The organism is Brachybacterium aquaticum, assembly GCF_014204755.1.
In the GTDB taxonomy this organism is placed as follows: domain Bacteria; phylum Actinomycetota; class Actinomycetes; order Actinomycetales; family Dermabacteraceae; genus Brachybacterium; species Brachybacterium aquaticum.
Map to the genome: position 1 here is coordinate 2,440,849 of NZ_JACHLZ010000001.1, position 12,409 is coordinate 2,453,257.

General features: G+C 70.6%; 10 protein-coding genes and 1 tRNA gene. 4 read left to right on the top strand and 7 right to left on the bottom strand.

Annotated elements, in window-relative coordinates:
* The first annotated feature begins 6 nt into the window (after nt 1-6).
* The gene (locus HNR70_RS10935) at nt 7-1,026 is read left to right on the top strand and encodes an aldo/keto reductase (RefSeq protein WP_184325691.1); all 1,020 of its coding nucleotides are present in this window, start codon (nt 7-9) and stop codon (nt 1,024-1,026) included.
* Between the two features lie 112 nt (nt 1,027-1,138).
* Here the strand turns inward: HNR70_RS10935 and ppc are convergent, their stop codons facing one another.
* The 5 genes from ppc to HNR70_RS10960 form a co-directional block, all read right to left on the bottom strand.
* Nucleotides 1,139-3,970 carry a phosphoenolpyruvate carboxylase gene (gene ppc / locus HNR70_RS10940; protein WP_184325692.1) on the bottom strand — a complete coding sequence of 944 codons (2,832 nt, stop codon included), beginning with the start codon at nt 3,968-3,970 and terminating at the stop codon, nt 1,139-1,141.
* Nucleotides 3,971-4,115: 145 nt separating this feature from the next.
* Nucleotides 4,116-4,916, bottom strand: a complete 801-nt coding sequence (ehuA, locus tag HNR70_RS10945) for an ectoine/hydroxyectoine ABC transporter ATP-binding protein EhuA (RefSeq protein ID WP_184325693.1) — start codon at nt 4,914-4,916, stop codon at nt 4,116-4,118.
* The gene (ehuD, locus tag HNR70_RS10950) at nt 4,909-5,565 is read right to left on the bottom strand and encodes an ectoine/hydroxyectoine ABC transporter permease subunit EhuD (protein WP_184325694.1); all 657 of its coding nucleotides are present in this window, start codon (nt 5,563-5,565) and stop codon (nt 4,909-4,911) included. The genes ehuA and ehuD overlap by 8 nt, the downstream gene beginning before the upstream one ends.
* A complete protein-coding gene (locus HNR70_RS10955; protein ID WP_184325695.1) occupies nt 5,562-6,401 on the bottom strand; it encodes an amino acid ABC transporter permease in 840 nt (279 codons plus the stop codon). Before HNR70_RS10955 ends, ehuD begins: the two co-directional genes overlap by 4 nt.
* 82 nt (nt 6,402-6,483) lie before the next feature.
* Nucleotides 6,484-7,410, bottom strand: coding sequence for a transporter substrate-binding domain-containing protein (locus HNR70_RS10960; protein WP_184325696.1), 927 nt, complete (start codon nt 7,408-7,410; stop codon nt 6,484-6,486).
* A gap of 357 nt (nt 7,411-7,767) precedes the next feature.
* On the opposite strand from HNR70_RS10960, the gene HNR70_RS10965 reads away from it, so the two are divergent.
* Nucleotides 7,768-8,556, top strand: a complete 789-nt coding sequence (locus HNR70_RS10965) for a GntR family transcriptional regulator (protein ID WP_184325697.1) — start codon at nt 7,768-7,770, stop codon at nt 8,554-8,556.
* A 61-nt stretch (nt 8,557-8,617) separates the two neighbouring features.
* Here the strand turns inward: HNR70_RS10965 and HNR70_RS10970 are convergent.
* Nucleotides 8,618-8,706, bottom strand: a tRNA-Ser gene (locus HNR70_RS10970).
* Nucleotides 8,707-8,789: 83 nt separating this feature from the next.
* Nucleotides 8,790-9,263: a peroxiredoxin gene (locus HNR70_RS10975; RefSeq protein ID WP_184325698.1), complete on the bottom strand. Its 474-nt coding sequence runs from the start codon at nt 9,261-9,263 to the stop codon at nt 8,790-8,792.
* Nucleotides 9,264-9,472: 209 nt separating this feature from the next.
* Here HNR70_RS10975 and HNR70_RS10980 point away from each other — a divergent pair, with 209 nt between their 5' ends.
* Together HNR70_RS10980 and HNR70_RS10985 are read left to right on the top strand one after the other, a co-directional pair.
* On the top strand, nt 9,473-11,011 hold the full coding sequence (locus tag HNR70_RS10980; protein ID WP_184325699.1) for a purine-cytosine permease family protein: 1,539 nt from the start codon (nt 9,473-9,475) through the stop codon (nt 11,009-11,011).
* A 44-nt stretch (nt 11,012-11,055) separates the two neighbouring features.
* Entirely contained in the window at nt 11,056-12,351 is a 1,296-nt protein-coding gene (locus HNR70_RS10985) for an amidohydrolase family protein (protein WP_184325700.1), read from the top strand.
* Nucleotides 12,352-12,409: the final 58 nt, after the last annotated feature.

Genomic DNA, 12,409 nt, shown 5'->3' on the forward strand with positions numbered 1-12,409 from the left:
CGGGGCATGAGCATCGACGCCTGGTCCCCCTCCCCCTCCCGCTACGACCGCACCCCCTACCGCCGCGTCGGACGGTCCGGAGTCCAGCTGCCCCCGATCTCCCTGGGCTTCTGGCAGAACTTCGGCGAGAACCGCGACCCGCACACCCTGCGCGCCATCGTGCGCCGCGCCTTCGACCTCGGCATCTTCCACTTCGACCTGGCCAACAACTACGGCCCCCCGCCCGGCTCGGCCGAGACCCACGTGGGCCGGATCCTCGAGCAGGACTTCCGGCTTCACCGCGACGAGCTGGTCATCTCCACCAAGGCCGGGTACCGGATGTGGGACGGCCCGTTCGGGGACGGCGGCTCCCGCAAGTACCTGCTGAACTCGCTGGACCAGTCCCTGACCCGCCTCGGCCTGGACCATGTGGACATCTTCTACCACCACCGCGAGGACTCCGAGACCCCGCTCGAGGAGACCATGGGCGCCCTCGCCCAGGCGGTGCGCAGCGGCAAGGCGCTGTACGTCGGCATCTCGAACTACTCCCCCGAGCGCACCCGTCAGGCCGCGCGGATCCTCGCCGACCTCGGCACGCCGCTGCTGATCCACCAGCCCTCCTACTCGATGTTCAACCGACACATCGAGGACGGGCTGCTGGACGTCGTCGACGAGCTCGGCGTGGGCCTGGCGGCCTTCTCCCCGCTGCAGCAGGGCCTGCTCACAAACCGGTACATGTCCGGGGTGCCGCAGAGCTCCCGCGCCGGCGGCGACTCGAGGACCCTCACCGAGCGCCAGGTGAAGGACCGCGACTACCAGGCGCGCGTGCGGGGGCTGAACGACATCGCCCATGAGCGCGGCCAGAGCCTCGCCCAGCTCGCCCTCGCCTGGGCGCTGCGCCACCCGCAGGTCAGCACCGCCCTGGTGGGCGCCTCCTCGGTGCACCAGCTCGAGCAGAACGTGGACACTCTGAAGAAGCTCTCGTTCACCGACGAGGAGCTGCGCCGCATCGACGAGTTCGCGATCGACGGCACCGCGAAGCGCTGAGCCGTCCCGGGAGCTGCTGTCCCGGGAGCCGCCGGAACCGGAAGTGCGCCCTCCCGGTCGATGCGACCAGTCGCATCGACCGTGAGGGCGCACTCGTCGGTGCGGGCGGGGATCAGCCGGTGTTCTTCAAGCCCGCGGCGACGCCGTTGATGGTGGTCAGCAGGGCGCGCTGCAGCTCCGGGGAGAGCTCCTCGCCCGCCTCCGCAGCGGCGCGGGCGCGCTGCAGCATCGCCACCTGCATGTAGGAGATCGGATCGAGGTAGCGGTCGCGCACGGCGAGGGTGCGCTTGAGGATCGGCTGGTTGTCCAGCAGGTCCAGCACCCCGGTGAGCCGCTCGATCTCGGCGACCGACAGCTCATACTCCTCGCGGATGCGGTCGAAGAGGTACCACAGGTGCTCGGGCACCAGCGAGTGCACGTAGTGCGCCGCGATCTGCATGTCCGTCTTCGCCAGCGTCATCTCGACGTTGCTGATCACGGTGCGGAAGAAGTGCCAGCAGCGGTACATCTCGTGGAGGTCGGGCTCGAGGCCCGCCTCGCGGGCGGCCTTCAGCCCGGAGCCGGCGCCGAACCAGCCCGGCACGATCTGGCGGGACTGGGTCCAGCCGAACACCCACGGGATGGCGCGCAGGCCGTCCAGGCCCTTGTCCGAGGTGGTGCGCTTGGAGGGGCGCGAGCCGATGTTCAGGTTGCCCAGCTGCTCCACCGGGGTGGAGGAGACGAAGTACTCCGGCAGGTTCTCGTCGTCCACCAGTGTGCGGTAGCGGGTGAACGCCGCGTCGGAGACCGACTGCATGACCTCGCCGAATCGCTCCAGGGTCTTCTCCGGGGTGCGCGGGGCGGTGTGCAGGGCCGAGCCCTCGAGCACCGCGGCCAGCGACAGGTCCAGGTTCTCCCGCGCGAGCGAGGGGAGCATGTACTTGTCGGAGATGACCTCGCCCTGCTCGGTGAACTTGATCTCGCCCTCGAGGACGCCGTAGGGCTGGGCGAGGATCGCGTCGTAGGTGGGGCCGCCGCCGCGGCCGACGGAGCCGCCGCGGCCGTGGAACAGGCGCAGGGTCACGCCGTGGCGGGCCGCCACGTCGCGCAGCGCGCGCTGGGCCTGGTGGATCTCCCACTGGCTCGTGATCACGCCGGCGTCCTTGTTGCCGTCGGAGTAGCCGAGCATGACCTCCTGGCGGTCGCCGCGCAGGCGCACGATCTCGCGGTAGGAGGGGTCGCTGAGCAGCTGGTCGAGGATCTCGCCGGCGTGGCGCAGCTCCGAGACCTCCTCCAGCAGCGGCACGAAGCCGATGTCGGCCCGCTTCTCCTCGCCGCCGGTGAGGCTGAGCAGCCCCGCCTCGCGGGCAAGCAGCGCGGCGGCGAGCACGTCGTCGGCCCCGTGGGTCATCGAGATGATGTAGCTCTCGATGACGGAGGTGCCGTACAGGCGGTGCGCGTCGCGGATCTCGCGGAACACGTTGTAGGTGACGCGGGTGGCGTCGTCGAGGATCGAGGGATCCTCGGTGATCGCCGAGCCGACCAGGGGCCGACGGCTGCCGAGCTCCCGGCCCAGCACCGTGGTGCGCTCCTCGCGGCTGAGCTCGCCGTAGGGGCGGTCCAGCTCGCCCACGCGGTCGAACAGCCGCGCCAGCACCTCGTGGTGCTTCTCGGAGTGCTCGCGGACGTCGAGGGTGGCGAGGTTCAGCCCGGAGGCGGACAGGACCTGCTGGGCGATGGCGAGCGCCCCGTCGGCCGCGCGGACGCCGCCATGGCGGCGCAGCGTCTCGCGCAGGAGGTGGAAGTCCTCCTGGACCTCCTCGCCGGAGGCGTAGTCGCGGCCGTGCTCGTGGGGGGCGCCGGTGCGGATCCGCTCGCGGGTGGCGTGGAGCTTGGCGCGCATGGCACCGAGCTTCAGGCGGTAGGGCTCCTCGTGGTACAGCTCCTGCTGGACCGGGTCGAGGTCGCGGGGGTCATGCTCGAGGTCGTCGGCGAGGCTGGCACGCAGCTCCTCGTCGTCGCCGGTGAGCTCGCTGGAGACGGACAGCTCCAGGATCAGCTCGGAGACGGCCTCGAGGGCCACGTCGATCGCGGTCTCGGCCTGCAGCTTCAGCACGTCCCGGGTGACCTCGGCGGTCACGTACGGGTTGCCGTCGCGGTCGCCGCCGATCCACGAGCCGAAGCGCAGCGGGACCTGGCCCTCGCGGAGGTCGGCGCCGTGGGCGCGCAGCTCGTCGCGCAGGTCGTCGAGCATCCCCGGCATGGTCTGGCGGAAGATCTGGCGCAGGTAGTACAGGGCGTTGCGAGCCTCGTCCTGCGGGGTGGGGCGCGAGCGACGCAGCTCGTCGGTCTGCCACAGCGTCTCGATGAGCTCGGCGAGGTCGCGGTCCTGGCGGCGGCGCTCGGCCGTGCCCTCCTCCGTCTCCTCGGCGAGGATGTCGGAGATGCGGCGCAGCTTGGTCAGCACGGCGCGGCGCGAGGCCTCGGTGGGGTGGGCGGTGAAGACCAGGCGCACGTCCAGCGAGTCCACCGCCTTCTGCAGCCCCTCGGGGCCGAGCTCCTCGGCGACGGCCCGGACGGTGCGCGGCACCCAGGAGTCCTCGGAGGAGCGCTCATCCAGGGCGCGCACGCGGTAGACCTGCTCGGCGGCGTTCGCGAGCAGGAAGTACTGGGTGAAGGCGCGGGTCAGCGCGGTCGCCTGCTCGAGCGGCAGGGCGGCGAGGAAGGACTGCACGTCCTGGGCGCTGGCCTCGGAGTCCTGGGACTTGGCCTCCTTGGTGGTGGTGCGCACCTGCTCGACGAGGTCGAGCAGCTCCTGGCCGTGCTGGTCGGCGAGGGTGCGACCGAGCAGCGTCGACAGCCGGCGGACGGTCGCCCGCAGCGGGGCATCGATGTGGGGGTCGTCGCCCACGACGGGGAACTCGCTCGTCAGGGTCGGGACGACGAGGGCGTCGGAATCTGGCACTGGGCCTCCTGGGGTCGGCACGCCGCGGTGCGGCCGCCGCCGACATGCAGGGGCGACCGCCACGGCGCGGAACGAACGGGCACAGACTACAGCGGGTGGGCGTCGGCGCCCTCGGGTCGACAGTCCGCGGACTGTCGTGGACAGCTCAGAGCACGGCGCGCAGGAAGTCCTGGGTGCGCTGATGCTCCGGTGCGCTGAAGATCTTGTCCGGCACCCCCTGCTCCACCACAGAGCCCTGGTCGAACATCATCACGCGATCGGAGACGTCGCGGGCGAACTGCATCTCGTGGGTGACGATGAGCATGGAGATGTCGGTCTCGGCGGCGATGTCCTTGAGCACGCCGAGCACCTCCCCCACCAGCTCCGGATCCAGCGCGGAGGTGACCTCGTCCAGCAGCAGCACCTCCGGGTCCATCGCGAGCGCGCGGGCGATCGCCACGCGCTGCTGCTGGCCGCCGGAGAGCTGGGACGGGCGGGCGTCCTTCTTCCACGCCATGCCCACCTTCTCCAGCAGCGCCTCGGCCCGCTCGGCCGCCTCGTCCTTGCCGAGCCCCATCACGTGCACGGGCGCCTCGATGATGTTCTCCATCACCGTCATGTTGGGGAACAGGTTGAAGTGCTGGAACACCATCCCGATCTGCTGGGTGGTGCGGCGGCGACGCTTGTCGGAGATCCGCACCCGGCGCCCGCCCTGCTCCTCGTACTGCAGCGGCACGCCGCCCACGTGGATGTACCCGCCGGTGAGCTCCTCGAGGGTCATCACCAGGCGCAGGATCGTGGTCTTGCCGGAGCCGGAGGGGCCGATCAGCGTGACCCGCTCGCCCTTGCCGACGGTGAAGTTGAGATCGTCCAGCACGGTGTTGCTGCCGAAGCTCTTGACCACGTCGCGGAACTCGATGTGGGGCTGCCCGCCGCTGCCGGCGGAGCTCTCGGTGTTCTCAGGCAAGTTTCTTCTCCAGTCGTCGGATCAGGACGGAGGTCGGATAGCTGGCGGCCAGGAAGATCAGGCCGGCCAGGGTGATCGCCTCGGTGTAGCGGAAGGTGCCCGCGCCGTAGGTCTGGGCGTTGCGCACCATCTCCCCCACGTAGATCACCACGAGGAAGGGGGTCTCCTTGAACATGGAGATCGCGTAGTTGCCCAGGGCCGGGAGAGTGTTGCGGATCGCCTGCGGCACCACCACGGCACGCCAGGTGCGTGCCCGCGGCAGGGAGAGCGCGGTCGCGGCCTCCCACTGCCCCTTGGGCACCGAGTCGATGCCGGCGCGGTACACCTCGGCCATGTAGGTGGTGTAGTGGATGCCGAGCACCCAGATGCCGATCATCAGGGTCGAGTCGAAGTACGGCGAGAGCACGAGGTTGGCGAACACCAGCTGCACGACCAGAGGGGTCATCCGCACGAACTCGACCACCCAGGTGAAGGGCGTGGCGATGATCCTCGGCGCGCTGCGGCGGATCATAGCCACCAGCAGGCCCAGCACCAGCGCGATGAGGGTGCCGAGCACCGTCGCGAGCAGCGTGTACCGGAAGCCGTCGAGCAGCGTGGGCAGGGCTGCGGCCGCATGGCTCCAGTCCCACCAGGACGGGTTCTGGTTCATGGCGTGCCACCTCCTGCACTCGCGGTGGCCGCGCGGGCCGCCGCCTTGTCCTTCACCACACGCAGCGACCGCTTGCCGGCCGGGGTGGTGCCGGGCGCCTGGAACAGGGCGCGCCAGTTCTCCGTGAGTGCCGGGCCGCGGCCGATGCGGTGCTTGGCACGGACCTCCAGCCCGTTCATGAGGATCACGATCAGCCAGGCGAGCAGGTAATAGGCGAGCAGCGCGAAGAGGTACGCGAACCAGGTGCCGGTGCGATCACGCAGCTGCTCCACCTGGAAGAACAGGTCGTACAGCAGCACCGTGTTCACGATCGCACTCCCCTTGAGCAGCTGGATCCACAGATTGGACAGCGAGGGGATCATCAGCGCCCAGGCCTGCGGGATCACGACGCGGAACATGCCGCGGGCCGGGCTGAGGCTGAGGGCGCTGATCGCCTCGTACTGGCCCTTCGGCACCGAACCGATCGAGCCGCGCACCACCTCGGCGGCGTAGGCGCCGTAGTTCAGGCCGAGCGCCAGCACGGCCACCAGCATTGGCTCCAGCTGGAAGCCGAGCGGGTAGGGCAGCTGCGGCATCACGAAGGCGAGCCAGAACAGCTGCACCACCAGGGACGTGCCGCGGAAGAACTCCACGAACACGCGGGCGACGACCCGCACCACCAGGAGTTTCGAGATCTGGGCGAGGCCGAACACGAAGGCGATCACCAGCGCCAGCAGCGCACCGAGCACGGTGGCCTGCAGTGTGGTGATCACGCCGTCGACGATCATCGGCATCCGCTCCAGCACCAGCTGGAGGTTCGGGCCCAGATCCTCGACGAAGCCGATCACTCCGTCCATCGGGACATCACCTCTCGAACGCTCGGCACTCCGGCGCACCCCGTGACGGGGTGCGCCGGAGCACTATCGATGGGAGCGAGTGTCACTGCAGGGAGGAGAGATCACCGGAGCAGAGGATCTCGGTGGTCATCTCCGACGGGGGCAGCTCCCCCTCGGTGAAGCCGAAGTCGCCGACGATGGAGAGGTAGCGATCGGGATCGGCGATGATCTCGTCGAGCTTCTCGTTGTAGGCGTCCAGCAGGGAGGTGTCCTCCTGGCGGAACACGGTGCCGCCGGCGCCGTACTGCTTCACGCCGTCGATGTCCGCGACGAAGCTCGCGGTCACCTCGACGCCGTCGACGGTGTTGTCCGCCAGCCAGTTCAGCGAGATGGCGGTGAGGGCGAAGGCGTCGGCGTTGCCGGCCTTCAGGGCGTCCACACCATCCTGGGGGCCGCCCACCTCGATGCCGTCCAGGCCCAGGGACTCGACGTAGCCGGCCTCGACCGCGCCGGACATGGTGGCGACGGTGAGCCCGGAGTCCACGAAGGACTGCATGTTCTCCAGGCCCTCCGGGTTGCCCTCGGGCACCATCAGCGCGGTGGTGTACTGGAACTCGGGGTGGCTGAAGGCGGCCTGGGCGCAGCGATCCGGGAGGATCGACATGCCGGCGCTGACCGCGTCGAACTGGCCCGCGTTCAGGCCCGGGATCAGCGAGCCCCAGTCGGTGAGCTTGCCCTCGACGGTGTCGATGCCCAGCTCGCCGAAGATTTCGCGGTGCATGGCGACGGTGGCGCCGGTGAGCTCGCCGCCGTCCTCGAAGCTGTAGGGCGCCTCGCCGGCGAAGCCGACGGTGATGGTGCCGGCCTCCTGCAGCTGGCTGAGGAGATCGCCCCCGCCGCCGTCGCTGCTGCCGGACCCGGAGCCGCCGCCGGAGCTGGTGCTGGTGCGGCTGCAGGCGGCGAGGCCGCCCAGCGCGGCGGCCGAGAGGACGAGTCCGCTTCCTCGGATGAAGCTGCGGCGGTTCTGCATGGAAGATGCTCCCTTGGCGTCGGTGTCTGCAGTGACGGATGTGCCCCATGACACTACACGTGTCGGACAATCCGACGATCTGCGGATCGGATCACGGCCCACGCTAGCGACTCCGCCAGTGCGGTGACGGGTTCGCGGGCAGTTCGTGATGGGGTCGTGATCAGCCCGGGCCCCCTGCGACGGGCCCGTGCCCGACCGCGGACCGGCACGCCGGACCCTCGTCTCCGACGCCCCGCAGGGGCAGAATGTGAGCGCGATGACTCCCGACGGCCCCGGCATAGGCCCCTCGGCAGGGGATGATGGGTCGTCGCCCCGCGCGTGCGCGCCCGAGCCTCGCCCGAGCCCAGGAGGATCCCCATGAGCCCCCGCCAGGAAGCGGTCCGGCTGCCGATGATGCAGCCGCTGCGCCGGCCCTCGATCATCGACCAGGCCGAGCTGGAGCTGCGCAATGCGATCTACGTGGGCGACCTGCGCCCCGGGGACACGATCCCCGAGGTGCAGGTCTCCAAGCAGATGGGGATCTCCCGCTCCTCGTTGCGCGAGGCGTGCCAGCGCCTGGTGCGCGACGGCCTGCTCACGCAGATCCCCGGGCGCGGCCTGTTCGTCACCACGATGGACGCCCGCACGATGTCGGACTTCATCGACTACCGCCTGGGCATCGAGATGCAGTCCGCCTCGATCGTCGCCGATCGGGTCGCGGGCCTGCGAGCCGGGGGCGACGACGCAGGCGTGGCGGCGCTGCTGGCACCGCTGCGCGAGACGCTCGAGCGCACCCGTCGGGCCCTGGAGGCCGAGGAGGTGATCGAGGCCGGCAACGCGGATCTCGACCTGCACCTGCAGATCGCCGAGATCACCCGCAACCGCTTCCTGATCTCCTCGATGAACACCATCGTGATCCTCACCCGGATGGGCAGCTTCTCGGATCCGCTGGGCTACGGCGTGCGCGCGGATCTCACCGAGGCGAACGCGCGCCTGCTGGATGCGCTGGACGCCGGGGACGACTCCCGCGCCCGCGCCGTGCTGCGCGAGACCCTCAAGGAGCTCGCCGGCCGGCTGCGCAGCGGCAAGACCCATCAGGAGCTGGTGCGCGACCCGGACCTGCTGGAGTCCGACGGCCCCGAGTGGACCACCCTCGGCGAGGAGTGACCCGGACGCGGAACGGGCCGCCGACCAGGTTCTTCACCTGATCGACGGCCCGTCCGTGCGGCGGAGACGAGAGGATTTGAACCTCCGAGGCGATTTTGGTCGCCTACTCCCTTAGCAGGGGAGCGCATTCGGCCGCTCTGCCACGTCTCCTGGCGCCGGGCTTCCGCACGGCACGCCGATCCAGCATACGGGAGCGGACGGGGTGCTCCAAAAGCTGGAGCGCGCCGATCACGTCACAGTCCGAGCTTCTCCTGCAGCAGGGAGATGTGCTTCGGGGTGCCCACGCGGTACTTCACGAAGCTCAGCACGCCCTCGGCGTCCACGGCGAAGGTCGAGCGGATCACGCCCTCGACAAGCTTGCCGTACATATTCTTCTCACCCCAGGCGCCGTAGGCCTCCATCACCTGGTGGGACTCGTCGGAGGCGAGGTCGTAGGGCAGGTCCTGCTCGGCGGTGAAGCGGTCGAGCTCGGGCACGGGGTCCGGGGAGATGCCGATGACCCGGTAGCCGGCGTCGAGGAACATCTGATGGTTGTCCCGCAGGTCGCAGGCCTGCTTCGTGCACAGCGAGGTGTTCGCCGCGGGGTAGAACCACAGCAGGGCGGGGGCGCCGCGGAGGTCCTCGAGGGTGACGCGGCCGCCGCCCGCGAGCGGCAGGTCGAGTGCGGGGGCGGGGTCGCCGACGGCGAGCTTCACGGGGGTGGGCATGGTGCTCCTGACGGGGGTGAAGGGTTCGGCGCCACTGTACGGGCCGGTTCTGGGACGCCGGATCACGGAATGATCACGGAACCCTTCAACGCTGTTGCTCAGCGCGCTACAGGCGGACAGTCCCGTCCTGACCACGACGGCGTGGCCGCACCCTCCGGCCGAGCCCCGCACCGCGGCACCCGGCACCCTCCCATCGGAAGAGGACCGCCATGTCCACCGTCTCCCCGCCTGCGACGGAGTCCGTCGAGGTCGACGACCTCACCACCCCGATCCCCGAGTCCCAGCGCACCACGAAGGTCAGCCGCCAGTTCTGGATCTGGGCGGGCGCGAACATCGCCCCGATCAACTGGGTGCTCGGCGCGCTCGGCGTCTCCATGGGCCTCTCCCTTGTGGACACCATGCTGGTCCTCGGCCTCGGCAACCTGATCGGCGTGTCCGTCTTCGGCGCCTTCACCGTGCTGGGCCGGCGCACGGGGCTGACCTCGATGGTCATGGCCCGCGGCGTGTTCGGTCGGCGCGGGGCCTATCTCCCGGCCGTGGTCCAGATGATCGTGGTCATCGGATGGTGCGCGGTGAACACCTGGATCGTGCTCGACCTGGTGATGGCGCTGCTGGGCACGCTCGGCTGGGTCGATCAGGCCGCTGCGAACCTCGCCGCCCGCATCGCCGTGGGCGCACTGATCATGGCGATCCAGGTCGTCATCTCCTTCTTCGGGTTCCGCGTGATCAGCGCCTTCGAGCGCTGGACGGTGCCGCCCACCCTGCTGGTGCTGGTCGCCATGTCGGTCGCGGCCTGGGGCTTCATGGACATCGACTGGTCCTACCCGGGCGCGGGCCTTTCCGGACACGAGCGCCTGGTCGCCATGAGCCAGGTGATGACCGCGATCGGCATCGGCTGGGGCCTGACCTGGCTCACCTATGCCGGGGACTACTCCCGCTTCGTCTCGCGAGCCGTGCCGCGCCGCCGCCTGTTCCTCGCCTCCGCGCTCGGCCAGCTGATCCCGGTGGTGTGGCTGGGCCTGCTGGGCGCGAGCCTCGCCACCCGCGGCGGGGACATCGACCCCGGCGCGATGATCGTGGACAACTTCGGGGCGCTCGCGATCCCGGTGCTGCTGCTCGTCGTGCACGGCCCGATCGCCACCAACATCCTGAACATCTACTCCTTCTCGGTCACCGCCCGCTCCCTGGACCTGGACATCTCCCGCAAGGTGCTCAGCATCGTCGTGGGCGTGCTCTCCCTGATCGCCGTGGTGGGCTTCGTGTTCTCCCACGGCATCGCCGAGACGCTCGACGCCTGGCTCGCCGGGGTCGTGGGCTGGACCGCCACCTGGGGCGCCGTCGTGTTCGTCCACCACACCTTCCTGGACCGCCGCACCACCGACTTCTCGGCGCTGGCCGATCCGGTCGGCACCACCCGCGTCGCGGCGTTCAACCCTCGCGCGATCATCGCCTTCCTCGCCGGTGTCGCGATGACCTGGATGTTCCTCTACGGCATGGTCCCGGCGCTGCAGGGCCCGATCGCGACCGCGATGGGCGGGCTGGACCTCTCCTGGCTCGCCGGAGCCGTCACCGCCGGGACTCTGTACTACGTCCTGCAGAAGGGCCGCAGGCTGCCGCTGCGCAGCGCGGGTCTCGGCGGCGCGTCCGCCTCGATCCCGGCACCGGCGGCCCCCGTCGCCGTCCCGGTCGCGGCAGCGGTCCCCCCGGTCCCGGCCGCCGCGGCCCCGACCGACGGCCCCGCCGCCTGATCCCCGCCGCTCCCCCTCCGCACCGCATTCCAGGAGACCCTTCCATGCTCATCACCAACGCCCGCCTCCGCCACCGGGGCGACGCCCTCCACGACGTGGAGACCACCGACGGCCGCATCGCCGCCGTGACCCCCGCCGCAGGCACCGCGGCACCCGGCCGGGACGACGTCCTGGACGCCGACGGGGCGCTGCTGATCCCGCCCTTCGTGGACGCCCATGTGCACCTCGACTACGCCAACACCGTCGGCCAGCCGCGGCACAACGCCTCCGGCACCCTGTTCGAGGCGATCGACATCTGGGCCGACCACAAGGCGGAGGGCTACGTGACCAGGGAGGCCGTGCTCGAGAACGCGACCGCGGCGGTGCGGGCCGAGGTGGGCAACGGCGTGGGCTTCCTGCGCACCCACGTGGACGTCACCGATCCGGACCTCACCGCCCTGGACGCGGTGCTGGAGCTGAAGGACCGGGTCCGCGACTGGTGCGAGCTGCAGGTCATCGCCTTCCCGCAGAATGGGATCCTCGCCTACCCCGGCGGGGCGGACCTGATGGCCGAGGCGATGCGGCGCGGGGCCGACGTGGTCGGCGGGATCCCCCACTTCGAACGCAGCCGGGAGTCGGGCGTCGCCTCCCTCCACCACGTCTTCGACCTCGCCGAGCGGCACGACGCCCTGATCGACGTGCACTGCGACGAGATCGACGACGACCAGTCCCGCTACCTCGAGGTGATGGCGGAGCTCGCCGTGGAGCGGGGATGGCAGGGCCGGGTCACCGCGAGCCATGCGGTGGCGATGGCGTACTACTCCCCCGGCTACATGGCCAAGCTCCTGCCCAAGCTGGTCCAGGCCGAGATGCGCTTCGCCGTGAACCCCACCGAGAACCTGCAGCTGCAGGGCTGGGGCCAGGCGGCGCCGATGGCGCGCGGGGTCGCCCCGATCAAGGAGCTGCTCGAGGCCGGGCTGAACGTCGCCCTCGGCCAGGACTCGATCGCCGACCCCTGGTACCCGATCGGAGAGGGCGACCTGCTGCGGGTGCTGGAGAGCGGCCTGCACGTGGGCCACCTGCTCTCCGAGCCGATGCTGCAGCGCTGCCTGGACCTGATCACCGTCAACGGCGCCCGGAACCTGGGCCTGGACCTTCGGGACTACGGCGTGCACGTCGGCGCCGAGGCGGACCTCGTGCTGCTGGACGCGAGGGACGACAAGGACGCCCTGTGGCACCACGCGGACGTGCTCGCGAGCGTGCGCCGCGGCCGACTGGTGTTCCGCCGCCCCCGGCGCGAGTTCACCGAGGCGATGGAGGGCTTCCTGCCCGAGCGACCCGCCGCCCGCCTGGCCGCCTGACAGCTACGGGCTCCGTCGCTCGGCGGGAGCGCCCCCGTCGGCCGACGGGCCCTCCGGG

Coding starts and splice junctions, on each gene's coding strand:
- HNR70_RS10980 (WP_184325699.1), top strand. CDS start 9,473: ATGTCCACCGTCTCCCCGCCTGCGACGGAGTCCGTCGAGGTCGACGAC.
- HNR70_RS10975 (WP_184325698.1), bottom strand. CDS start 9,263: ATGCCCACCCCCGTGAAGCTCGCCGTCGGCGACCCCGCCCCCGCACTC.
- HNR70_RS10965 (WP_184325697.1), top strand. CDS start 7,768: ATGAGCCCCCGCCAGGAAGCGGTCCGGCTGCCGATGATGCAGCCGCTG.
- HNR70_RS10985 (WP_184325700.1), top strand. CDS start 11,056: ATGCTCATCACCAACGCCCGCCTCCGCCACCGGGGCGACGCCCTCCAC.
- ehuD (WP_184325694.1), bottom strand. CDS start 5,565: ATGAACCAGAACCCGTCCTGGTGGGACTGGAGCCATGCGGCCGCAGCC.
- HNR70_RS10960 (WP_184325696.1), bottom strand. CDS start 7,410: ATGCAGAACCGCCGCAGCTTCATCCGAGGAAGCGGACTCGTCCTCTCG.
- HNR70_RS10935 (WP_184325691.1), top strand. CDS start 7: ATGAGCATCGACGCCTGGTCCCCCTCCCCCTCCCGCTACGACCGCACC.
- HNR70_RS10955 (WP_184325695.1), bottom strand. CDS start 6,401: ATGGACGGAGTGATCGGCTTCGTCGAGGATCTGGGCCCGAACCTCCAG.